The sequence below is a fragment of the Haloarcula nitratireducens genome, from assembly GCF_019599505.1.
The window spans coordinates 146068-169084 of record NZ_RKLT01000003.1; the positions used below are offsets into that span (position 1 = coordinate 146068).

General features: G+C 66.0%; 21 protein-coding genes. 12 read left to right on the forward strand and 9 right to left on the reverse strand.

What is annotated here, in order from left to right; translation table 11 throughout:
* Positions 1 to 27: 27 nt before the first annotated feature.
* From EGH23_RS10670 to EGH23_RS10680, 3 genes are read right to left on the reverse strand one after another with little or no spacing between them, the layout of a single operon-like run.
* On the reverse strand, positions 28 to 1110 hold the full coding sequence (locus EGH23_RS10670; protein ID WP_220579993.1) for a sugar ABC transporter permease: 1083 nt from the start codon (positions 1108 to 1110) through the stop codon (positions 28 to 30).
* Positions 1110 to 2072, reverse strand: a complete 963-nt coding sequence (locus tag EGH23_RS10675; protein WP_220579994.1) for a carbohydrate ABC transporter permease — start codon at positions 2070 to 2072, stop codon at positions 1110 to 1112. The genes EGH23_RS10670 and EGH23_RS10675 overlap by 1 nt, the downstream gene beginning before the upstream one ends.
* Positions 2073 to 2083: 11 nt before the next feature.
* Positions 2084 to 3373, reverse strand: a complete 1290-nt coding sequence (locus EGH23_RS10680; RefSeq protein ID WP_220579995.1) for an extracellular solute-binding protein — start codon at positions 3371 to 3373, stop codon at positions 2084 to 2086.
* Positions 3374 to 3666: 293 nt separating this feature from the next.
* On the opposite strand from EGH23_RS10680, the gene EGH23_RS10685 reads away from it, so the two are divergent.
* Together EGH23_RS10685 and EGH23_RS10690 are read left to right on the forward strand one after the other, a co-directional pair.
* Positions 3667 to 5742, forward strand: a complete 2076-nt coding sequence (locus EGH23_RS10685) for an alpha-amylase family glycosyl hydrolase (protein ID WP_220579996.1) — start codon at positions 3667 to 3669, stop codon at positions 5740 to 5742.
* A 146-nt stretch (positions 5743 to 5888) separates the two neighbouring features.
* Positions 5889 to 7052, forward strand: a complete 1164-nt coding sequence (locus tag EGH23_RS10690) for an ABC transporter ATP-binding protein (protein WP_220579997.1) — start codon at positions 5889 to 5891, stop codon at positions 7050 to 7052.
* A 140-nt stretch (positions 7053 to 7192) separates the two neighbouring features.
* Here the strand turns inward: EGH23_RS10690 and EGH23_RS10695 are convergent, their stop codons facing one another.
* On the reverse strand, positions 7193 to 9199 hold the full coding sequence (locus EGH23_RS10695) for a DUF7997 domain-containing protein (protein WP_220579998.1): 2007 nt from the start codon (positions 9197 to 9199) through the stop codon (positions 7193 to 7195).
* A 98-nt stretch (positions 9200 to 9297) separates the two neighbouring features.
* Entirely contained in the window at positions 9298 to 11697 is a 2400-nt protein-coding gene (locus EGH23_RS10700; protein ID WP_220579999.1) for a glycoside hydrolase family 15 protein, read from the reverse strand.
* 138 nt (positions 11698 to 11835) lie between these two features.
* Between EGH23_RS10700 and EGH23_RS10705 the strand changes: the two genes are divergently transcribed.
* Positions 11836 to 12885: a TrmB family transcriptional regulator gene (locus EGH23_RS10705; protein WP_220580000.1), complete on the forward strand. Its 1050-nt coding sequence runs from the start codon at positions 11836 to 11838 to the stop codon at positions 12883 to 12885.
* Positions 12886 to 13025: 140 nt separating this feature from the next.
* On the opposite strand, the gene EGH23_RS10710 is transcribed toward EGH23_RS10705, so the two are convergent.
* The gene (locus tag EGH23_RS10710) at positions 13026 to 14024 is read right to left on the reverse strand and encodes a glutathione S-transferase family protein (RefSeq protein WP_220580001.1); all 999 of its coding nucleotides are present in this window, start codon (positions 14022 to 14024) and stop codon (positions 13026 to 13028) included.
* A gap of 169 nt (positions 14025 to 14193) precedes the next feature.
* Between EGH23_RS10710 and EGH23_RS10715 the strand changes: the two genes are divergently transcribed.
* The 3 genes from EGH23_RS10715 to EGH23_RS10725 all read left to right on the forward strand — a co-directional run bounded on the left by EGH23_RS10715 (position 14194) and on the right by EGH23_RS10725 (position 16113).
* Positions 14194 to 14727 carry a 50S ribosomal protein L16 gene (locus EGH23_RS10715; RefSeq protein WP_220580002.1) on the forward strand — a complete coding sequence of 178 codons (534 nt, stop codon included), beginning with the start codon at positions 14194 to 14196 and terminating at the stop codon, positions 14725 to 14727.
* Positions 14728 to 14992: 265 nt separating this feature from the next.
* On the forward strand, positions 14993 to 15196 hold the full coding sequence (locus EGH23_RS10720; protein WP_220580003.1) for a hypothetical protein: 204 nt from the start codon (positions 14993 to 14995) through the stop codon (positions 15194 to 15196).
* A 53-nt stretch (positions 15197 to 15249) separates the two neighbouring features.
* On the forward strand, positions 15250 to 16113 hold the full coding sequence (locus EGH23_RS10725) for an ATP-grasp domain-containing protein (RefSeq protein WP_220580004.1): 864 nt from the start codon (positions 15250 to 15252) through the stop codon (positions 16111 to 16113).
* 32 nt (positions 16114 to 16145) lie between these two features.
* Here EGH23_RS10725 and EGH23_RS10730 read toward each other — a convergent pair whose 3' ends face one another.
* Positions 16146 to 16529 (reverse strand): Hsp20/alpha crystallin family protein, encoded by a 384-nt coding sequence (locus tag EGH23_RS10730; RefSeq protein WP_220580005.1) that lies wholly within the window; start codon positions 16527 to 16529, stop codon positions 16146 to 16148.
* A gap of 185 nt (positions 16530 to 16714) precedes the next feature.
* Here EGH23_RS10730 and gap point away from each other — a divergent pair, with 185 nt between their 5' ends.
* Both gap and EGH23_RS10740 read left to right on the forward strand, forming a co-directional pair.
* The gene (gap, locus tag EGH23_RS10735; RefSeq protein ID WP_220580006.1) at positions 16715 to 17722 is read left to right on the forward strand and encodes a type I glyceraldehyde-3-phosphate dehydrogenase; all 1008 of its coding nucleotides are present in this window, start codon (positions 16715 to 16717) and stop codon (positions 17720 to 17722) included.
* A gap of 137 nt (positions 17723 to 17859) precedes the next feature.
* Positions 17860 to 19065 carry a phosphoglycerate kinase gene (locus EGH23_RS10740; protein ID WP_220580007.1) on the forward strand — a complete coding sequence of 402 codons (1206 nt, stop codon included), beginning with the start codon at positions 17860 to 17862 and terminating at the stop codon, positions 19063 to 19065.
* On the opposite strand, the gene EGH23_RS10745 is transcribed toward EGH23_RS10740, so the two are convergent.
* Positions 19062 to 19208, reverse strand: a complete 147-nt coding sequence (locus EGH23_RS10745) for a hypothetical protein (protein WP_220580008.1) — start codon at positions 19206 to 19208, stop codon at positions 19062 to 19064. The genes EGH23_RS10740 and EGH23_RS10745 overlap by 4 nt on opposite strands.
* A 152-nt stretch (positions 19209 to 19360) precedes the next feature.
* On the opposite strand from EGH23_RS10745, the gene EGH23_RS10750 reads away from it, so the two are divergent.
* Positions 19361 to 19939, forward strand: a complete 579-nt coding sequence (locus EGH23_RS10750; protein ID WP_220580009.1) for a riboflavin synthase — start codon at positions 19361 to 19363, stop codon at positions 19937 to 19939.
* Here EGH23_RS10750 and EGH23_RS10755 read toward each other — a convergent pair.
* Entirely contained in the window at positions 19936 to 20967 is a 1032-nt protein-coding gene (locus EGH23_RS10755; protein WP_220580010.1) for a PrsW family intramembrane metalloprotease, read from the reverse strand. The genes EGH23_RS10750 and EGH23_RS10755 overlap by 4 nt on opposite strands.
* Positions 20968 to 21077: 110 nt before the next feature.
* Here EGH23_RS10755 and pdxT point away from each other — a divergent pair, with 110 nt between their 5' ends.
* From pdxT to EGH23_RS10770, 3 genes are all read left to right on the forward strand, one after another.
* On the forward strand, positions 21078 to 21671 hold the full coding sequence (gene pdxT, locus EGH23_RS10760; protein WP_220580011.1) for a pyridoxal 5'-phosphate synthase glutaminase subunit PdxT: 594 nt from the start codon (positions 21078 to 21080) through the stop codon (positions 21669 to 21671).
* Between the two features lie 41 nt (positions 21672 to 21712).
* A complete protein-coding gene (gene hisE / locus EGH23_RS10765) occupies positions 21713 to 22012 on the forward strand; it encodes a phosphoribosyl-ATP diphosphatase (protein WP_220580012.1) in 300 nt (99 codons plus the stop codon).
* 259 nt (positions 22013 to 22271) lie between these two features.
* Positions 22272 to 23000: a hypothetical protein gene (locus EGH23_RS10770; protein WP_425433220.1), complete on the forward strand. Its 729-nt coding sequence runs from the start codon at positions 22272 to 22274 to the stop codon at positions 22998 to 23000.
* Positions 23001 to 23017: the final 17 nt, after the last annotated feature.

Below are 23017 nucleotides of genomic sequence, written 5' to 3' on the forward strand. Positions count from 1 at the left end.
GGAGGAGGCGGAGAAGCTGCGGCCGCGTTACCCTTCCATCCCGCTGAAGGACAGGCCGCCCTCGATGTACCGCTGTGCGAAGAGGTACACCAACATGATGGGCAGCGCGAAGGTGAGCGCGAACGCGGAGAAGCGCGCCCACGGGATGGAGTACTCGCCGACCAGCGAGTACAGGCCGACCGGGAGGGTGTAGTTCTCCGTGCCCAGGAGCGTCTGCGCGACGACGAACTCGGTCCACCCGGTGAGGAAGATGAAGATGAACACCGTCGCCAGTCCGGCGGCGGACATCGGGAGGATGACCTCCGTGACGACCCGCCACGGCGGCGCGCCGTCGACGACGGCGGCCTCCTCGTAGGAGACCGGGATGCCGTCCATGTAGGTCTTCAACAGCCACGTGTTGAACGGCACGGCCGTCGCGGCGTAGTACACCGACAGCGCGAGTTTGCTGTCGTTGATACCGAACTGGACGTAGAGGGCGTACATCCCGATGAGCAGGGCGACGCCGAGCCCGCCGCCGACCTGCGTCATCAGCACGTAGACGAACAGAATCTTCCGGCGCAGGAGGAACTCCTGGCGCGACAGCGCGTACGACGCCGGGATGATGAGCGCCATCGAGATGAGCACCGTCGGGATGGCGACGGTGATACTGTTCCAGAGGAACTTCTTGAACGCGGACGGTCTGTCGACGCCGTAAGCGGAGGCGTCGAGCAGCGTTATCTCCGGCGTGTTGAACACCAGCGAGAGGTCCGTCAGCGGGATGCCGACGCCGATGACGTAACCGGGGATGATGAGGTCGCCGACCACCCAGACGAACGGCTTGAGCGTCGGGTTCGCCGGGAACAGGCGGAAGCTCTCGGAGGTGTACAGCGACGAGCCGCTCCCGGAGAGCGCAGCCATCAGGATCCAGTAGATGGGGAACAGGAGTGCGAGCACCATCAGCGTCGCAAGTACCGTCGAGGCGGCGACTTTCACGACTTCGGAGGCCGGGACCTCTCCGCGCTGGACCGCCTCGTAGGTGTACTTCCAGTCCCGAACCGTGTCGATCGGGGTGGTGGCGACGTTCTTCGCGTCGGTCTTGAGCTTTCGACCGATGCCCGAGAGGATGCCCATCAGTCACTCACCCCGTCGGCGAGCCGCCCCTTCTTCACGTTGAGCCACATGAACGCGCCGATGAAGATCAGCGCGATGATGCTGATGGTGGCACCGCGACCGTACTCCTGGAACTGCAGCGCTTCGCGGTAGCCGTAGACGACCAGCAGCTCGTTCGCCCGCGCGGGGCCCCCTTCGTTGAACACGAAGGGGATGAGAAACTGCTGGAACGACGCCGCAGACGTCAGGATGGTCGCAAACAGTACCGGTCGCTTGATCGAGGGGAGCGTGATGTGGAAGAACCGGGAGACGAATCCGGCACCGTCGACGACGGCGGCCTCGTGCAGTTCTTCCGAGACGTCCTGTAACGCACTCACGGTGATGATGACCATGAACGGGTACGCGAGCCACGCCTCCGTGATGTTGTACGCCATGAACGCCGTCCATCGACCCGAGAGCCACGCGACCGGCTGCATGCCGAGTCCGGTGAGGAACTGGTTCATCAGCCCGAACTGCGCGGAGCTGAAGATACCGCGCCACACCGTGATGATGAAGATGGGCGGGAGCCCCATCGGGAAGATGATGAACGACCGCAGGAATCGCTTTCCGCGGACGAGGTCGCTGGTGACGACCAGCGCGATGGAGATGCTGACGACGACCTTCAGCGTGACGCTCGTCGCGACGAACAGCCACGTCACGCCGAAGGAGTTCCAGAACTCGGGGTCGGTCAGCACGTTGGCGTAGTTCCGGAGGCCGACGAACGACGCGTCGCCGAACGTCAGCACGGCGATGACGCCTTCACCGGCGAAGAGATTCGCCGGCTCGGCGTTAGTGAAAGAGATTCCGATGAGATACACGACCGGAAACAGCATGAACGCCGAGAAGATGAACAGACCCGGCAGGACCAGCAGCAGCGACGCGTCCCCGCGGCTCAGGAACGGCACCTTCTCGACGCGGTTTGCGACTCGTGTTGCCGTACTCATATCGGATACAGTTACCAGTTGCTGCGGATGTCCTTCGCGGCGGTGGTGAGCGCCTGCTCAGGGGTGGCGTCGCCGTTGAACGCCTTGACGAGCGCGCTGTCGACCGGGCCCCACACGTCGTCCATCTTCGGATGGGCGGGCATCGGCGTCCCCATGTCGACGGAACTGGAGAAGGCCTGGACGGTGGCGGGCAGGTCGTCCCCCTGGGCGACGCTCTTGAGAACCGGGATGGAACCCTGGCTCTCTGCGAGGGAGCGGATGTGATCCTCGTTCGTCGTGTACCACTCGGCGAACGTCCGCGCGGCGGCCGCGGACGGACCGCCGCTCTCCATGGCTTTGGCGAAGTACCAGAGCTGGATACCGGTGTAGGGGTTCGGCGTCCCCTCGCTCATCTCGGGGAACGGTATCACCTCGTAGTTGATGTCGTTCCCGTTGAGCGCTGCGAGCGACCACGGGCCGTTGATAGTGATCGCGGCGTTCCCCTCGTTGAACGCGGCCGCCTGTGGCGAGTACTTCGGATCCTTCGGCATGTACGGTTTGAAGTTCTCGACGATGAACTCGAGCCCGCGGACGAACTCGTCCTCCGCGATACCCAACTGCGGATCGCTGTCGGCCTCGAAGAAGTAGCCGCCGAAGGCCTGTAACCACCCGCTGGTGAAGTACGAGTTGATGGGGTAGCTGAGCCCGTACTGACCGTTATCGGGATCGTGATGCTTCTCGATCGTGCTGATCATCTCGTCGACGCTGCTCGGGACGGAGTCGACGATGTCCGTGTTGACGATGGGAGTGACGGTTTCGGCACCGTACGGGAGACCGATGACCTTCCCGTCGTACTTGGCCGCCTGTCGAGCCGTTTCGGTATAGACGCTCATGTCGACCGAGAGCTGGTCGCCCTGACCGACGATGAAGCTCTGCTCGTAGGTGTTGCCCGCCCAGTCGTGTGCCCAGTCGAAGATCTGCGGGCCTTCGCCGGCCGGGATCGCGCTCGACGTCTTCTGCTGGAGGTCGGAGATATCCGCCCCCTCGATAGTATGACGGTTCTGCTCGTTGAACTCCTTGATTATGTCTTGACGCGTCGCCAGTTCGCTCTCCGAGAGCGAGTACCACGCGGTCGCGGTCCCGGCGGGACCCTGACTCTCCGTGCCGCTACCGCCGTCGGAACTGTTACCTCCGGAACCGCCGTCGCCACCGTCACCGCCGCCGCCGTCGCCGCCGTCTTCTTGTACGCTACAGCCAGCGATCGCCGTTGCAGCTCCGATACCACCGAGTTGCTTGATCAACGTTCTGCGGTCCATTGTCATGGATGGATAATGGATGAAATAGTCTTTCACAACTTAAATCATTCGGATACTCACAAATATTCATCACATATATCCCGACTGCTACGGCTCACGACGGCCGGGAGTACCTCCGCGAACAGGAGCCAGGGACGAGGGAGTCTTAGCTCTCACAACGTGAACCATCCTCCATGTACAAAAGTGCTACGAAATTATACTTCGTCTCTATCTGGATGTGCTGAATCTACGGTACACTATTCGAACACGGATCGAAAACAAGGGGAACAGTGAAATAGCGCGCTGGTAACGCTTGGGCTATGCATCACCCCGGCCCACCGCGCTTCTGCACCGTCGACGAGTCGGTCGAACTGGCACCACGGCGACCGGATCCAGACGCCGACTTCCGATGGCGGCTCGCGGACGCGCCGTCGTCGAGTTCGGTCTCGCTGGGCGACGGACCCGTCGTCCACCTCGAACCGGACGTCCCCGGCACTTACCGCGCGGAGCTCTCCGCACCGGACGGGACGCACACGCAGACGGTACGCGCGTTCCCGGCCTCGACCACACAGACAGTCCGATTCAGCGTCACCGAGGACGACGTCGTCGAGGGCAATCCCGCCGACGTCGCCGACGCCGAGAACTGCGTCGTCTTCGGGAAGTTCAACGACTTCACGATGGGCAGTCACTGGGCGACCGAAACAGCGGGCGAGTGGGTTCTGGAGGCGGAACTCCCGCCGGGGGCACACGAGGCGATCTTCGCGTTCGACGGGGAGTTCGACCCGTACGCGACCGACGAAGTCACTATCGAAGGCGCGGGTCGCCCGCGCATCGAACTCGATAGCCGCCGCGAGGGCGGAGAACTGGTCGTCACCGCCGACGCGCGCGCCGCGCCCGACGGGAGCGACCCCGACGTGGAGTTTCACTTCGACGACCGGGATTCGCTCGGCGAAGCGACGGTCGATATCGACGGCGACGAACTCCGGGTCGCGACCGACTCGTTACCGGTCCTCTCCCGCGTCCACGCCGTCGCCGTCGCCGAACAGCACAGCATCGCCGACACGCTCGAGATCCGTTGCGGCGCGTCCGGGGACCTCACTATCTCCCGCCCCGCGGACGCCCCCGAGTGGGCCGACGACGCCACCATCTACGAGATCTTCGTCCGCGAGTTCGTCGGCGACATCGCCGAGACGTCCTTCGAGGAGATCGAGCGCCGGGTTCCGTACGTCGAGTCGCTGGGCGTCGACGTGGTCTGGTTCACGCCCGTCGTTCAGAGCCCCACCCGACACGGCTATCACATCACGGACCTCTTCGACACCGCCACCGACCTCGGCACGCGCGAGGAGTTCCGGTCGCTGGTCGACCGGTTCCACGAGGCCGGTATCCGCGTCGTCTTCGACCTCGTCGTCAACCACACCTCGCGGGACCACCCGCACTTCCAGTTTCACCGCGCCGGCGTCCCCGAGTACGCCGATTACTACGAGCGGGTCCCCGCCGAGGCGGACGTGACGGACGTGGACTGGGCCGGCGACGACGCGCCGGGACTCTACTTCAACTGGACGCGAATCCCCAACGTCAACTACGACTCGCTCTCCGTCCGCCGGTGGATGCTCGACGTGGTCGAGGAGTGGGCCGACGAAGTCGACGGCTTCCGGTGTGACGTAGCGTGGGGCGTCCCGCACGGCTTCTGGAAGGAGGTCCGCGAGCGGGTGAAGGCCCACGACTCCGAGTTCCTCCTGCTCGACGAGACGGTGCCACACCGCGACGCCGCCTTCCGGGAGAACGAGTTCGACGTCCACTACGACCCGGACTTCTACTTCGCCCTGCGGGACGTCGGCCGCGGCAAGGAACCGGCGACGGCGCTGTTCGACGCCCTGGCGGAGTCCCAGCGGTGGGGCTACCCCGACCGCGCGGTTCACATGCGCTACGTCGAGAACCACGACGAGGACCGCTACCGCGACGAGTGCGGGTCGGAACCGCTCCGGGCCGCCGTCGGCGCGACGTTCACCGTCCCCGGCGCGCCCATGATCTACTACGGACAGGAGCGCGGCGTCGAGGACCAGCGCGGGACGATGCGCTGGCACGACGGCGACAGCGACCTCACGGAGTTCCACCGCCGACTGGTGACCGTTCGGGACGAACACCCCGCGCTACGCGCACCCGGCGTCGACCCGGTCGAGTGGACTGTCGTCGACGGCGACGAGGGCGGCGTCGTCGCCTACGAGCGCGCCGACGGCGACGAGACGCTCGCGGTCGTCCTGAACTTCGCCGCCGAGGACGCGACGGTGACCCTCGACCGCGAGGTGACCGGCCGCGACCTCCTCTCGGAGACCGACGTGACGGCCGACGACGGCCTTCGCGTCGCCGACGTGGTCGTGACGCGCGTCGCCGAATGACAAATTCGCCTTCGTCCCTTCGGCCGTCCGACAAGCGTGAACGGTTATCGTTCCGCAGCCCGTTCCGGAAACTCCTACGAAATTTCCCCTCACAGATTCACTTTTTTGGGGAACATTTATCATGCGGGACACGTACACGGGTACTAATGGCGAGTCTCGAACTGAAGACACTGAGAAAGGAATTCGACGGTGGGTCCATCGTCGCGGTCGACGACCTGGAACTGTTCATCGAGGACGGGGAGTTCGTGACGGTCGTCGGACCGTCCGGCTGCGGGAAGTCGACGACGCTGCGGATGATCGCCGGGCTGGAACGACCGTCCAGCGGCCGCATCCACATCGGCGGCAACGACATCACCGACGTCCACGCGCGCCACCGCGACGTGGCGATGGTGTTCCAGAACTACGCGCTGTACCCGCACAAGACCATCCAGCAGAACATGGCCTTCGGCCTGCGGATGAGCACGGACATGTCCGCCGAGGAGCGCGAACAGCGCGTCTACGAGGCCGCCGAGATGATGGGCATCGAGGACCTGCTCGACGACACGCCCGAGGAACTCTCCGGCGGGCAGAAACAGCGCGTCGCGCTCGGTCGCGCGATCGTGCGCGAACCCGACGTGTTCCTCTTCGACGAGCCGCTGTCGAACCTGGACGCGAAACTGCGGACGACGATGCGAACCGAGATCCAGCGCCTCCAGGAGGAACTGGGCATCACGTCGGTGTACGTCACGCACGACCAGGAGGAGGCGATGACGATGGGCGACCGCATCGTCATCCTCAACGACGGGAAGCTCCAGCAGACGGGCAAACCCACCGACGTGTACCAGAACCCCGCCAACCAGTTCGTGGCCGGGTTCGTCGGGTCGCCGTCGATGAACTTCATCGACGTCGGGGCCGAGCCCCTCGCTGACGGCGTCCGCTTGACCGGCTCGGACGGCGCGTTCTCCTACGACCTCACGTCGGGTCGAGCCGACGCGTTCGGCGACATCGCCGGCGGCTCGTACGTCCTCGGCATCCGCCCGGAACACGTCGTCGTCGGCGAGGACGGCGGACAGGACGCCGTCCCGGCGACGGTGGACGTGGTCGAACCCGTCGGGAGCGACAACTACCTGTATCTGGACCTCGGCTCGGAGTCCCGGAGCTTCGACACCGAGGACGCACCGGACTTCATCGCCCGCGTCCCGGCCGACATCGAGCCGGAAGTCGGCGACCTGATCCACATCTCCTTCGAGGAGTCCTCGGTCCACCTCTTCGACACCCGGACGGGCGAGGCGGTCACGGCCACCGAAGAACCGGCCGTCACCGCCCCGTAGCAGCGGCACACAGCGCAACCCGTTTTCCGGAGCCGGGCCGGTGAGTGGCGGCCTCGCGGTGGAAAAACTGCGCGCGCTTCTCTACGCCTCACTTTTCGCCGTTTCGATTTCGAGGTTCTGAGCGCGCGCTCAGAACCCCGCTACTCCGCGGCTTCCGGTGCGCTGACTCCCCGTTCGCCGGCCTCCTCCAGGTGGGCGATGGTCGCCAGTCGCAGCGCGTGGGGCCACCCGAGCGGCGTCGCGGAATCGGGCGTGCCGTCGTCGAACAACTGCTCGGGGAGATAGCCGTTCGCTCGGACGAGCGACCCGCCGGGGAGGATCTCGCGCAGGAGGTCCCGCGACCGGCGGTACGCGCCGGCGGCTCGGTCGTCGTCGACGGCGTCGAGGAGGCTGCCGAGTTCGGCGGCCGCGTTGGCCCCCCACGCCGTCGAGACGGTCCAGACCTTCTCGTCGGCCTGTCCGTGACAGCGCCAGTCGTCGCCCTCGAAGCGGACGAGGCCGCGGATGGCGTCGGTCTCGCGTTCGAGACCGTCGAGCGTCGCCTCGACGTGGGTCACGAGGCGGTCAAGCGTCGCCGCCGAGAGGTCGGCGACGGCGGCGTACTCCCGGAACGCACCGGGCAGGGCGAGCGACCCGGAGTCGAGGCGCTCGTCGAGTTCGCCCTCGTGTTCTCGCAGCGCGTAGAACTCCCCCGTCCAGAGGCTGTCGAGGCCGCCGAGGACGGCGTCGGCCTGCGCCCGAGCGTGGTCTCGAAGCTCCGCCGAGACCGGGGCTCGCGCGACGGCGGCGTAGGCGTGGAGGAAGGTGGCGGCGGTGTGGACGAACCGGCCCTGCATGTTCTCCCAGGCGTTCTGACAGGCGATAGGGAGGCCGTCGGCCTCCAGCGTGTCGTCGAGGCTGTCGACGGCGTCCTCGATGGTCCGTTCGAGTCCCTCGGGGTCGTCGGGGTCGCCGGTCCGCAGGAACGTCGCGAGGAAGCCGACGATGCTGCCCGTCTGGTCGGCCTGATAGTCGGTATCTGCCCCCGTTTCGAGGCGGGCGTTGGCCCACCCGGGCGCGAGCGTCTCGTCGCCGGGCCAGACGCGGTGAGGCCAGCTCCCGTCGTCGAGTTGGCTCCGACGGTAGAAGTCCGCCGACCGCTGGTGCCAGTGGTCGATGTCGACGTCCAGCGTCCGCGCGCTGTCGAGGAGGAACCGCGATATCTCGCTGTCGTCGCGGAACCAGGTATAGCCGTACCCCCCGGAGGTGACGTAGAAGGGGTCGAAGTCCGGCCCGGCGATGCGGGCTCCGTTCTCGGCCGACAACAGGGAGACGACCCGCAAGTCGGAGACGACGGTCTCGCGTCTAGGCGTCGAGTCGGGAAGCGACCAGTCGCGCGCCGCGTCGCTCTCGGTCCGAAGCGAGCCGGCGTCGGCGTACTCGCCGGCCGCCCGTTCGACGGTCGAGAGCGCCGACTCGCGGTCGGTTTCCCCTCGCTCGGCCAGGAGCGTCACGAGGGTGACGGTGCCGTCCTCGAACGGTGCGGTGAGGAGGACGCCACTGGTCATCACCGCGTCCTCGTACCGTTCCTCGTCGGTTCGGCGCGGGAACTCGACGGGCTCGTCGTCGACCAGTTCGTCGAACCGCTCGGGGATCTGTCCGTGAACCTCCTCGAACCCCGTCGAGATCCCGACGTAGTCGTGCTCGCGGCGGTGGTACGCCTCGACGGCGTCCCCGTGGAACAGGAGGCTGGTCTGGCCCTCGCGGCCGTCGGGCGCGAACCGCACGTACGCCCGCAAGTCGGGGTTCTCGGGCGCGTCGCCGACGAGTTCGAACTGGGTGACGTGCGCGCGGCCGAGAGTCAGGTCTCGCTGGTGGACTTCCCATCCGTCGCGGTCGTGGACTGTCTCGACGACCCCCGCGTCGTCGTATCGCTGGTCGGCGTCGGCGTCGAACCACTCGCCGGCGACGCCGAAGCGAGAGCTGTCGATCCCCGAGAGACCGCTGAGCGGATAGGAGTAGTCGCGAAGCGCCCCGTCGTCGTCGACGTGCACGAGGCGGTCACCGCGTCCGGAGAAGGTGCCAGTCGTAGAGCGGAGTTCGCCCGGGAACTTCCGGTCGTGGTCCCGGTTGCGCTTGTAATCGTTCAACGATGTCCGAAGCGTCATTGCCACTACCCAACACGTCCCTCGTTATAAAATCTGCTGTAATACTTTTTCGTTCTTGCAGACGGCCGACGGCGTCGAGGTCGACCGCTCGACGGCGCTCAGACCGACCGGACGACGGCCGCCGTTCCGACGGCCGAGAGGTCGCCGGTCGCCGCGACGACGGTGACGCGAGCCGCGTCGTCGAGGGCGACGGTCACGTCCACGTCGCCGCCATCTACGTGGACCGTTTCGGCGCGCGTCTTCGCCACGAGGTCATCGCCGTCCGTGTGACCGGTGATCCGGGCGGTGTCGCCGTCGCGCTCGACGCTCACGTCGAGTTCCGGACCGTCGGCCAGCGGACTGCCGCCGTAGCGCTCTTCGACGACGGCGGGGGTCTCGACGGGTTCGCCCGCGTCGACGCTCCACGCCAGCCTGACGAACTGCGCGTTGGTCCACGAGAGCGGCGTCGCGCTGGACGTGCCCTCGCCGAACGCCCAGTCGAAGTCGTTCTCGCCGTCCTCGTCCCAGACCTGTTCGGGGAGCATCCGCCCGTCGTTGGCGAAGGCCGCGAGCGTCGCGAGGAGGGCCTCGGGTTCGAAGTCCGGGTCGTCGAGCAGCAGTTCGTACTCGCCGCGTTCGCCGGTGAAGAAGGGCCAGATGCGCCCCTTCCCGGTCATGTCGGGTTGCCACGGCGCGCCCGGCTGGACGCGCTTCTCGCCGTAGCCGTCGCCGGTGTAGCGGTACCACCCCGGCCCGTGGGGCGTCTCGACCATGATGTCGTCGTCGTACTCCGCGACGGAGTTGCGGATCGTCGGGTCGTCGGCCGGGAGGATACCCAATCGGACGGGTTCGAGGAACCCGCCGTCCATGATGTTCCGCTCGTCGAGCATCCCGCCGCCGTTGTTGTGGGTACGCAACTCGCCGTCGTCCGGGTTGCCCTCGTCGGTAATACGGACGTAGTACGGCGTGTTCGTGTGTTTCTCGGTACCGGTCGTCGTCGCGTGCCACTCCTCGAGATTCCGGACCCAGTGGTCGGCGACGCCCAGATAGGCGACGGCGTCGGCGTCCTCGCCGGCGTCGATGGCGAGGTCGGCGGCACAGACCAGGCCGGCGATCTCGGCGGCCGTCGTCGAGGGGGAGTAACCGGGTTCCTCCTCCCAGCGCTCCTGCTGTGAGTGCGGGCCGTTCCCGACCAGATAGTCCGAGGAGAGACGGACGTTCTCGTAGCCGTAGGTCGCCTCCTCGAAGTCGTAGCCGTGGCGCTCTTTCAGTTGCTGGGCCATCACCTGCGGGAAGGCGATCTCGTCCATCTGTTCGCCGCCCCAGCGGGTGCGGCCGTCGAGGAACGTGTTCTGCGGGAGGAAGCCGTCGGACTCCTGCTGGTAGGCGTAGACGTACTCCGTCGCGTCGATGGCGCTCTGCGCGTCGCCGATGGCGTCGAAGGCGGTGTAGGCCTGATAGAGGTCCCGGGGCCAGACGTAGTTGTAGCCGTAGTCCCGCGGGTCGTTAGCGTCGACGGCGTCGCCCCACGGGACCGACGGGCTGGCGATGCCCGCGCCGGGGAACGCCTTGGAGTCGGCGGCTTTCATCACCATCACGGCGGTCTTGTACTGGGCCAACAGGTCGTCGTCGCCGGCGACGCTGTCGGGCACCGGCACGTCGTCGAGGTACCGCTCCCACGAGTCGGCGTAGGCCGCGCGGACGTCCTCGAAGGGGTCGTCGAGGGCGGCTTCGGCAGTAACGAGGGCGGCCTCGTCGTCTCTCTCCTCGGCGAAGCCCAGCGCCAGCGTCGTCTCGTGACTCGACAGCGTACCGGCCAAGACGACGTTGCCGCGGGCCTCGTCGTGGCGCTCGTCCGTCGCACCGGTCTCTAAGAGCGCCGCCTCGACGCTGCCCTCGCGGACGTCCACGGTGGTCCAGTCGAACCCGTCGGCGCTCGCGACGCCAAGTCCCACGTCGATCGGGTCGCCCTGTTCGGTCAGGAACGCCGGTTCGGCGTCCTCGGGCGCGTCGTGGGCCGCGAGCAGTGCGTCCTCGCGTGCGCGAGCGACGTCGTGGTCGGCGTGACAGGACAGCGCCGGGTCGACGACGACGTGGAGGTCGTAGCCGTCGCCCTCGAAGTCCACGTCGAGGAGGAGAGCGTCCTCGTCGGGGTGGGGGACGTGCTCGACGGTCAGCGACCAATCGCGGTCGTCGGTCGGCCGGGCGGTCTGGCGGAAGAGGAGCGCGTCCTCGCTGACGGCCTCGGTCGAGCGCTCGACGGCCGTCGGCAGGTCGCGTCGCTCCCGGAAGGTTCGGGCGGCGTAGCCCCCGCCGTCGGTGACGAGGAAGTCCAGTTCGCGGACGTTCATCACGTCGATTCGGGGAAACCGAACCTCGGTGACCGCGCCTTCGGTCAGGGTATACCAGACGCGTGACGGGTCCGCGTCGTCGTGGTCGGCGACGGTGCCGAACCCGTACTTCTCGCCGACGGTCCACGTCGCATCGGCGGTCGCTGTCGGAATCGCTTCTCGTGTCATACGGGAGCCTATACGACCAGTACCTTAATGGTTTCTCAAGGCGTAATGAACTATTACAACGGATTTGCCGCTATGGGAGGCAACGCGTCTCTCGATACCGAACGAAATTACTTGCCACACCGGTGATGATGGGATAACATGGACGATTCGACGCTCGCGGACCGACTCACGCAGCTGGGACTCTCGGAGAAGGAGGTGGACACGTATCTCTCGATCCTTCGGAACGGCGAGGCGAAAGCCAGCGAGATCGCCGACAACACCGGCGTCTCCAAGCGATACGTCTACAGCATCAGCGAATCGCTCGAAGACCGCGGCTTCGTCGAGGTCAACGACCACGTCGTCCCGACGACGATCCGGGCGCGCCCGCCGTCGGAGGTCGTCGAATCGCTGACGAACCAGCTCTCGGAGATGGAATCGGCGCTCGACTCCCGCTACTCCGACACCGAACGGCGCGCTCAGCAGTTCGACGTCATCAAGTCCCGCGTGACCGTCGTCAAACGGCTCACGGAGTACATCTCGAACGCCGCCGACGAAGTGATGCTGTCGGTCCCACAGCAGTATCTCCCGGAGATCGCCGACGAACTCGAAGCGGCCGTCGACCGGGGCGTGCTGGCACTGCTGGTCGTCAGCAACGCGACCGACATCGAGAACGAGGACGTGGCCGGGATGGCCTCGGTCGCTCGATCGTGGCAACAGGAGATGCCGATCGTCCTCACCGTCGACGGGCAGTTCGGGCTGGTCGCCCCCGCCGATATGATCATACGGTCGAACTCCGACCAGCGGGCGATCGCGTTCGTACAGGAGCAGCTCGTGCCGGTCCTCTCAGGTTCTTTCCTCGGCAACTACTGGCCGATGGCGACCGAGCTGTACGTCGCCGAACCGCGCGAACTACCCGCGACCTACCGACGGTTCCGCCAACCGGTGTTACAGGCGACGCTTCGGTTGCGCGCCGGCGACCCGGTCCACGTCACCGCGTCGGTCCACCCGGTACAAGCCGACACCGACGTAGAGACGCTCAAGGGGACCGTCGTCGACACGCGACAGGGCCTCGTCGAACCCCAGACCAACGCCTACCCAATCGAGCACACGCTCGTCGTCGATACGGGCGAGGAGACGGTCACGATCGGCGGACCGGGGTCGTTCATCGAGGACTACGAGGCCGAGGAGATCATCCTCTCTGAGCCCTAACGGCGGCTCGGTTCGGGCCGTCGGTAGATGAGGTCGCCGTCGCCCCTGTCTGTCTCTCCGCGCATCGCTCGTGGTCTCTCGGTGTCAGACAACAGGGCCCTCCTCTACTCACCGTTCGACCGGGGCCCACAGGACCCCTCTCAATGTGTCGCAAGGAGGTCATCCGGCGGCCCGCCCGCCAACTCGTCCCGGTCGTGTGCCGCCTCGAAGTCGAGGTCGGGGCCGACGGCGACGATGCGCTTGGGGTTCACGTCGGGATGGGTCGTGTAGTAGTGTTCCTTGATGTGGTCCATGTTCACGGTCTCAGCGACGCCGCTCGTCTGATAGAGGTCCCGCAGATACGGCCAGAGGTTGTCGTACTCCCGGATGAACCGGCGGTTGCACATGAAGTGGGTGTGATACACCTGGTCGAAGCGAACCAGCGTCGTGAACATACAGATGTCCGCCTCGGTCAGGCGGTCACCGGCGAGATAACGCTGATCCGCCAGCACGTCGTCCCAGTGGTCGAGCGCGTCGAACAGGTCGGCGACCGCGCCGTCGTAGGCCTTCTGCGTGTCCGCGAAGCCGGCGCGGTAGACGCCGTTGTTGATCGGGTCGTAGATGTCGTCGATGACGCGGTCGACTTCGTCTCGATACCCTTCCGGGTAGAGGTCCGCGTCGTTCTCGGCCACCGAGTCGAACTCGGTATCGAGCATCCGCAGGATCTCCTCGGACTCGTTGTTGACGATGGTCTCCTCCTGTTTGTCCCAGAGGACCGGCACCGTCACGCGACAGGTCACGTCGTCGTCGGCTCTCACGTACAGCTCCCGGAGGTAGTCCGATCCGTACAGCGAGTCCTCGGTACACCCATCCTTCTCGGGCGTGAACTGCCAACCGTCCTCGTCGCGGTAGGGGTCCACGACGTCGACGCTGATGGCGCCCTCGAGTCCCTTCAGTCTGCGCACGAGTAGCGTTCGGTGTGCCCACGGGCAGGCGTAGGAGACGTAGAGGTGGTACCGCCCGGCTTCGGGCTGGAACCGCGCGTCGGGGTCGTCCTCGATCCGGTCCCGGAACGTCGTCTCCTGCCGGTCGAACTCGCCGTCCTCGTTCGTACTCTCGTAGGCGTCGGTCTGCCACTCGCCGTCGACGAGCATGTTCATGGTATCTTCCGATAGCCGCTCGACCCGCATAAACACCCCAGCGAGGTAACATCCGTGTCACCGCGTCGTCGCGCCGGCGGCGTCCCGGCTGTGAGACTGTTCGCCACACCTCGGCCGGCCTTCGAAGCTCTTATGCCGTCGCTCGGCTTCGTATTCGCCAAGAGTACCTATGTCGGACAAACCTGCCTCGATGTACCGGGACATCGACAAGCCCGCGTACACCCGACGCGAGTACATCACGGGCATCCCCGGTTCGAAGATCGCACAGCACGAGATGGGCCAGAAGCAGACCGACACGGACGACTACCCCGTCCAGATCAGCCTCATCGTCGAGGAGTCGGTCCAGCTCCGTCACGGCTCGCTCGAAGCCTCGCGCCTGTCGGCCAACCGCCACCTCATCAAGGAGCTCGGCGAGGACGGCGACTACAAGATGACGCTGCGGAAGTTCCCCCACCAGGTCCTGCGCGAGAACAAGCAGGCGACCGGTGCCGGGGCCGACCGTGTCTCAGACGGGATGCGACAGGCCTTCGGGAAGATCGTCGGCACCGCCGCCCGCATGCAGGCCGGCGAGCAGCTGTTCACCGCCTACTGCCGCGTCGAGGACGCCGAACACGTCAAGGAGGCGTTCCGCCGCGCCTACAACAAGATCACGCCGTCCTGTCGCATCAAGGTCGAGCGCGGCGCGGAAGAGCTGGTTTCGTAAAACCACTTTTTACTGCACGAGGTTTCCTCGGTCGCCTGCGGCGACCTGCGGGAACCCCGTTTGCAAAAACTTGGGGAAAAACGGCCGGAATCTCGGCCTTCGGCCTCGATTCCGGTGAAACCGCTCGCCGACGGCGAGCGGTATGCTTCGCCCATCAGCCTGCCCTTCCCCGGAGCGCGCGATGAAACGCGCGCTCGGCAACCGCAGTCGGTGAAATACAACACTCGCCGAAATATTATTGAATTAACACGACCTACTCTCGAGTATGGCGTTCCGATTGCTACTGCTCGTCATCGGGCTGGTGGAACTGCTCGCGCCGAAGAAGATGGTCGACTTCTGGATGGGGCTGGCGTCGAAAGACGACGACGTGGAACTGCGGCCGTGGGTGTACTCGGTCGCGCGGCTGGAGGGCGCGGTCATCGTCCTGTGGGTACTGAAACGCCGACGTGGCCGCGGCAAAGCGGAGTAGCGGCCGTCTTCGGCGGCCGGGAGTATTTGTAGCGACCGCACGAAGGAGGGGTGATGCTGGACCTCGCCGTCACGACGCGGGAAGAGACGTTCGAGCGGATGCGAGAGCCGTTGGCGGCCCGCGACGTCGCCGTCGGCCACGTCGACGTCAGCGAGCGGTCGCTGTCGCTCGTTGACTCCCCGTTCGCGGCCTACGACGTGGGATTCGTCTACCCCTCGCGCATCATGGAGGGGGCCGTCGCCGACGCGATGCTCGGCGTGCCGTGGGTCAACGACCGCGAGGCGATACTGCGCTCGCGCAACAAAGCGGACGTGCTGACCCGACTCGGTCGGGCCGACGTTCCCGTTCCGGAGACGGTGCTCGTCTCGAACCCCGCCGACGAGGCCGCCCTCGTCGCCGCCTTCGAACGGTTCGACCCGCCGGTGGTCGTCAAGCCCAACTCGACGACCCGCGGCGTCGGCGTCACGACGGCGCACGACCTCGATTCCTTCCTCGGTATCGCGGACTACCTCGACCTGGTCCACGACTACCGGGCGACCGGCGACCAGTCGTTCCTGGTCCAGGAGTATCTCCCCGACGCGCGTGACTACCGGGCGATGATCGTCGACGGCGAGTACGTCGGGGCCGTCGAGCGACGACTCTCCACCGACGCCCGCGCGGGCGGGCGCTGGAAACACAACGTCCACCGCGGGGCCGACGCCGAGGGAGTCGCACTTCCCGACTCACTGCGCGAGTTGAGCGAACGCGCCGCCGACGTGCTCGACATCGCGTATCTCGGGGTAGATCTACTCGTGACCGACGGCCGCGCCGTCGTCAACGAGACGAACGCCCGGCCGACCATCGACAGCGCGACGAAGTACGAGGAGGGATTCTGGGACCGGCTGGCGGGGCTGATTCGAGAGACGGCGGAACAGTAGCAGAATTCGGTCAGGATCTCGGTAGAGCCGCCTTACAGTTCGATGTCGGCCGAGTCCTCTTCGCGGTCGAAGGTGACTTCGAGGATGCCGTTGTTGTAGGTGGCCGACGCGGAGTGTTCGTCGACCGCGCTGGGGAGAGTGAGTCGCTCGTGGTACTCCCGCTGGTGGCTGTCGGCGTCGATGGTGAGGACGTTGCCGTCGCACTTGAGGTCGATCGCCTCCTTCTCGATGCCGGGGATGTCGGCGACGACGCGGATCTCGTCGTCGGTCTCGTGGACGTCGATGTGTAAGTCGCTCCCCCCGCCTGCACCGTCTCGGTCGATGTGAACGTCCCCTTCGGCACCCATCATCTCGTCCATCATCCGCTCTATCTCGCGGAAGAACTCGTCGAAGGGGTCGTCGTCGTCCCGTCTCATTACTATCGGGTCATTCGGTCGTATCTCTCAAAAGCCTTCTGTCGAGCTCAACTGATCTATCCCGACCGGGCACGCGGTGGCGTGTCTATCATAGACATTCGTTCGAAACGTAACGAACACAAACAAACATATCCCGGAACAATTCCGAAAACCCTTTACTCTGAACAGGCGCTTTACTAGCCGGTATGAGTGACCCAGTCCGCGTCGGCCTCAACGGCTTCGGCCGTATCGGCCGTAACGTATTCCGTGCTTCGCTGGAGAACGACGACGTCGAGATCGTCGGCGTCAACGACGTCATGGACGACGACGAGATCGGCTACTTCGCCCAGTACGACACCGTCATGGGCAACCTCCCGGGTGCGAACGTCGAGGACGGCGTCCTCAGCGTCGAGGGCACCGACTTCGAGGCGGGCGTCTTCCACGAGACCGACCCGACGGAGCTCCCGTGGGAGGACTTAGACGTCGACGTCGCGTTCGAGGCGACGGGCATCTTCCGGACGAAAGAGGACGCGAGCCAGCACCTCGAAGCGGGCGCCGACAAGGTGCTCATCTCCGCGCCGCCGAAGGGCGACGAGCACGTCAAGCAGATCGTCTACGGCGTCAACCACGACGAGTACGACGGCGAGGACGTCGTCTCGAACGCCTCCTGTACGACGAACTCCATCACGCCGGTCGCGAAGGTGCTCGACGACGAGTTCGGCATCGAGTCGGGCCAGCTGACGACCGTCCACGCCTACACCGGGTCCCAGAACCTCATGGACGGTCCCAACAGCAAGCCCCGCCGCCGCCGCGCCGCGGCCGAGAACATCATCCCGACCTCGACCGGTGCCGCGCAGGCGACCACGGAGGTCCTGCCCGACCTCGAGGGCAAGCTCGACGGGATGGCCATCCGCGTCCCGGTCCCGAACGGCTCCATCACGGAGTTCGTCGTGGACCTGAACGAGGAGGTCACCGAGAGCGACGTCAACGCCGCCTTCGAGGAGGCCGCCGAGGGCGAGCTCGAGGGCGTTCTGGGCGTCACGACCGAGGACGTCGTCTCCTCGGACATCCTCGGGGACCCCTACTCCTCGCAGGTCGACCTCCAGTCGACGAACGTCGTCAACGGGATGACGAAGATCCTGACGTGGTACGACAACGAGTACGGCTTCTCGAACCGGATGCTCGACGTGGCGCAGTACATCACCGAGCAGTAGACTGGTCGCTCCGCTTCGTTTTCGCCTCACTCTCTCCCGACGTTACGGCTCCCGGAACCGCGGCTGTCGGCGGCGGCTCGATCGTCGCTCGGCGGACTCGGAAACGCCTAAGCACGGGGCGGGTGTGGGTTCGCGTGATGACTTTCCAGACGCTCGACGACCTCGAGGACGGACAGCGCGTCCTCGTGCGACTCGACCTCAACTCACCCGTCGAGGACGGCGAGGTACAGGACAACCGGCGCTTCGACCGCCACGCCGAGACCATCAGCGAACTCGTCGACCGAGAGTTCGAAGTCGCGGTGATGGCCCATCAGGGCCGACCCGGCCGCGACGACTTCGTCTCGCTCTCCCAGCACGCCGACATCCTCGAATCGCACATCGACAGCCCGGTCGACTTCGTCGCGGACACCTTCGGCGAGGACGCGCTCTCCGCCATCGGCGAACTCGACGGCGGCGACGTCCTCGTCTTGGAGAACACGCGGATGTGCGACGAGGAACTGCCCGAGGAAGAGCCCGAGGTGAAAGCCGAGACCGAGTTCGTCCGGACGCTCAAAGACGAGTTCGACGCCTACGTCAACGACGCCTACTCGGCGGCCCACCGCTCGCACGCCTCGCTCGTCGGGTTCCCGCTCGTGATGGACGCCTACGCGGGCCGGGTCATGGAGACCGAGTACGAGGCCAACACCGCCATCGCCGAGAAGGAGTTCGACGGGCAGGTGACGATGGTCGTCGGCGGGACGAAGGCCACCGACGTCATCGACGTGATGACCCATCTGGACGAGAAGGTCGACGACTTCCTGCTGGGCGGCATCGCCGGGGAGCTGTTCCTGCGGGCGGCGGGCCACCCCGTCGGCTACGACATCGACGACGCGAACCTCTACGACGAGCAGTGGGAACAGAACAGCGAGAAGATCGAGTCGATGCTCGAAGACCACCGCGACCAGATCACGCTCGCGGTCGACCTGGCCTACGAGGACGACGACGGGGGCCGCGCCGAGCAGTCGGTCGACGACATCGACGAGAAGACGGTCTCCTATCTCGACGTCGGCAGCGAGACGGTCATGGAGTACTCGCCGATAATTCGGGAGTCGGAGGCCGTCTTCGTGAAGGGCGCGCTCGGCATGTTCGAGGACGAGCGCTTCTCCGTGGGGACGGCGGGCGTCCTCGAAGCCATCGCGGAGACCGACTGCTTCTCGGTGGTCGGCGGCGGCGACACCTCTCGCGCCATCGAGATGTACGGGATGGAAGAGGACGAGTTCGGGCACGTCTCCATCGCCGGCGGCGCGTACATCCGCGCGCTCACCGGCGCGGAACTCGTCGGCGTCGAAGTGCTACAGCGCTAGTCGCGGTCCGTCTCGGCGTGGCGAGCGTTCCAGCCGTCTTCGGGGTCGTAGTCGGCGACTGGCCGCTTCTCGCGGGGACGCGTCCGCGCGTGTCTGGTCGTCCAGTCACCGTCGTCGCGCTTCGGGGAAGCCATCTCTGGCATACCACACGGTAGGGCCGTCAACAATAAATTCCTTATGACTAGGGTTGTAAATATGTTACTCGGTTTCGAGTAAGTGTCCGCGACGGTCGCCCGGTTCAGCCCGGCGCGATGCGAGGCGAAGCGCTTTCCACGCCAGTCGCCGACGAACCGGTATGTTCACCGGTATCGTCGAGGCGACGGGCGAAGTACGGAAAGTCGTAGACGACGAGGACGGTCGACGGGTCCGCATCGGCGCACCGTTCGAGGACCTCGAAGCCGGCCAGTCGATAAGCGTCAGCGGCGCGTGTCTCACCGTCGAGGCGTTCGCCGACGGGGAGTGGTTCGAGGTGTTCCTCGCTCGCGAGACGCTCGACCGAACCTTCTTCGACCGTCTGGCCGAGGGGACGACCGTCAACCTCGAACGGGCGATGCCTGCCGACGGCCGCTTCGACGGTCACATCGTCCAGGGACACGTCGACGCGACGGCCGAAGTCGTCGGTATCGAACGGGAAGGAGGCGACTGGACGTTCTCCTTCTCGCTACCCGACGCACAGCGCGACTACCTCGTCGAGAAGGGGTCGATCACGGTCGACGGCATCAGCCTCACCGTCGCCGCTCGCGACGACGACCGCTTCGACGTCGCCATCATCCCGACGACCTACGAGGAGACGACGCTCTCGGAGAAGTCCGTCGGCGACCCGGTCCACCTCGAAGTCGACGTGGTAGCGAAGTACGTCGAACAACTCCACTAGGGTTCGAACTCGGCCTGCTCGATCTCGTCGGGGGAGCTGTCGGTCACCTGATGCGCCTGCTCGTAGGCTCGCCGGTAGGCGTTGAGCTTTCGCAGCAGGAGTAGACCGAACAGCGCGTCGTAGACGATGACGAACCCGAAGAAGGCGGTGAACTGACTGACACCGTAAAACTCGGAGAGAACCACCGTCACGGGGCCCGACAACGTGTTGTACGTGGCGTGGATGACCGTCGCGATGAGCAGCCCCTTCAGGATGATGGGGCCGGCGTCGTCGGGGTTGAACTTCGCCAACCCGAGGTAGTAGCCCGCGAACGCCGAGTAGATGACGTGACCCGGCCCGGCCAGCGCCCGCACGGCCGCGATGTCGCTGCCGGCGTTTATCGCCTGTATCGTCCCGTCGACGGTCTCGGTGTTCTGGACGATGTACAGCGCGTTCTCGATGGTGGCGAAGCCCAGCCCGGCGGCGGCCCCGTACACCGCGCCGTCGATGACCGCGTCGAAGCGGTCGTCGCGGTAGGGGTAGAGTCGCACCGCGAGCAGTTTCACGCTCTCCTCGACGGGACCGACGACGAGGTAGAAGAAGAAGAACAGCCCGGCTGGTTCGAAGATCCCGAATCCGGAGCCGATCGACTGCACCGGGTCGCCGAGTGTCACGTTCAACAGCCCGGCGAAGCCGGCGAACAGCACGCCCAGTAGGAAGGTCCCCACCAACAGCGTCAGCGGTTCGGAGGAGGTCACGTCGGCGCGCCAGATGTAGAGGGCCAACAGCAGCGCGGGAACCGCGGAGAGCGCCGCGAGACCGGCGAACAGCGGCTGGACGCCGAGCGCGCCGAGGCTGCCGAAGGCGACCTGCAGGACCAGAATGACGAGGGCGATGAGGATGACCATCCCGCGTAGCGCCCAGAGACCCGTGTGATAGAGCCAGTGGGCGAAGCGGTCAAGCCGGGACCGCACCTCCCAGTCGGCGATCTCGTAGAGGTCCGTCGACCGGTCCGCGTTCGATGCGACCGGGTCCCGTCGCTTTCCCATACTCCGTTCTGGGCCGCCCAGCACCTAACGGTTTGGCTCGCGGTATCGCCCCGGAACGGTGTGCGTACCGAGGCGAGAGTGTTTTGACGGTTCCCGGCGTACCGGCGACCATGACTCTACGGGCAGGCGTCCTCGCCGTGCAGGGCGACGTCTCCGAACACGTCGACGCGATCGAACGGGCGGCGACGGCCCACGGCGAGACGGCCGAAGTCGTCGAGATACGCGAAGCGGGGCTCGTCCCGGACTGCGACGCGCTCCTCATGCCCGGCGGCGAGTCGACCACCATCTCACGGCTCGTCCACCGGGAGGGCATCGACCGCGAGATAGCGGCCCACGTCGAGGCCGGGAAACCGGTACTGGCGACGTGTGCCGGCCTCATCGTCGCCGCCAGCGACGCCCACGACGACCGCGTCGAGACGCTGAACGTCCTCGACGTCTCCGTCGAGCGCAACGCCTTCGGCCGACAGAAGGACAGTTTCGAAGCGCCGCTTTCGGTAACTGGCCTCGAAGAGCCGTTCCCGGCGGTGTTCATCCGCGCGCCGGTCATCGACTACGTCGGCGACGACGTGGAGGTGCTGGCGTCGTGGGACGACCGCCCCGTCGCGGTCCGCGACGGTCCCGTCGTCGGCACCTCGTTCCACCCGGAACTGACCGAGGACCCGCGTATTCACGACCTCGCGTTCTTCGACAGCGTGGAGACGTAGCGCTTCGACGGCCTGAATAGGACCCCGGCCGACCGCCCGGTATGGACGACGCCGACGCCGATGACGTCATCGACGACCTGTTCGCGGTCATCGAGGACCGCAAGGAGAACCTCCCCGAGGACTCCTACACCACGTCGCTGTTCACCCACGAGAAGGGGGAAAACGCCGTCTTGGAGAAGCTCGGCGAGGAGACCACCGAGCTGATTCTCGCGGCGAAAGACGACGACCGCGAGGAGCTCGCTCACGAGTCGGCCGACATCGTCTATCACCTGCTCGTCTTGCTCTCGATGAAGGACATGGACGTCGAGGACTTGCGATCGGAGTTGTCGAAGAGGCGGTAACGAGGGGCGTGAGCGCAGCGGAGAGGGACCGAAAGTCCCTCGGGCAGTCGAGCGGGCAGCGCCCGCGAGACAGCGAACCGCAGAGCGCGAGGGTCTGAGTGAAACGAAGACCCTCGAATAGTGAACGAAGAGCGTAGCGACTCGTGAGCAGTAGCGGGACCCCGCTCGCAGAAACTGATCTCAGAGCTAGATTTAAACCGCTGCCAAGTGGTTCCTCGCTCGTATGAGCGGGGAGACGATACGCGGGACGATAGCGGGGTTGGGGCGGCGAGCGAACCCGGGGTTCGCGGTCGGGGTGGTCGCCATCTCGGTCGTCGCGCTCGCCTACGCCGCGACGGTCGCGTCGATCCAACAGCACACGTACGTCCACGTCATGGCGGGCGTCCTCTGGACCGGCACCGACATCTTCATCGGTGCGATTCTCGGCCCGGTCATCGGCGGTCTAGAGGAGAAACAGAGCGCCGCGGTCTTCGAGCGGCTGACGCCCAAGACCGCCTTCTTCCTGCCGTCGATGGCGTTTCTCACCATCGCTTCGGGCATCGCGCTGGCGCTCCGACTCGAGATATTCGCCCACTCGGGACCGTGGCTCGCGCTGTTCACGGCGGCCAACGTCATTCCGATATTCCTGTTACTGGGCTGGCGGCTGAACGCGTACGGGGACTGGCGCTGGCAGGTCCCGTTCGCCGTCGGCACCGTCGGATCGCTGGCGTGGGTCGCCACCACTATCGGCGCGTTCCAGATGACTTCGCCGGCCATCGTCGTGGCGCTCGTGCTCGTCACCGTCCTCTCGGTGCAGGGCTTCGGTTTCCTGATGCCCGGCGAGGTCCGCATCTACAGGGAGATGGTGTCGGCCGCCCCGGACACGAGCGTCATCTCGGCCGTCGGGCAGCAGAACGCCATGCTTGGCGGCGTGCAGGGCCTCGTCCAGTTGCTGCTCATCGCCGACATGGTGTACCTGCGCTGGGGCGGCTTTCCCGGACTGCCGTAGTCGTCGGAAGTCGCCCG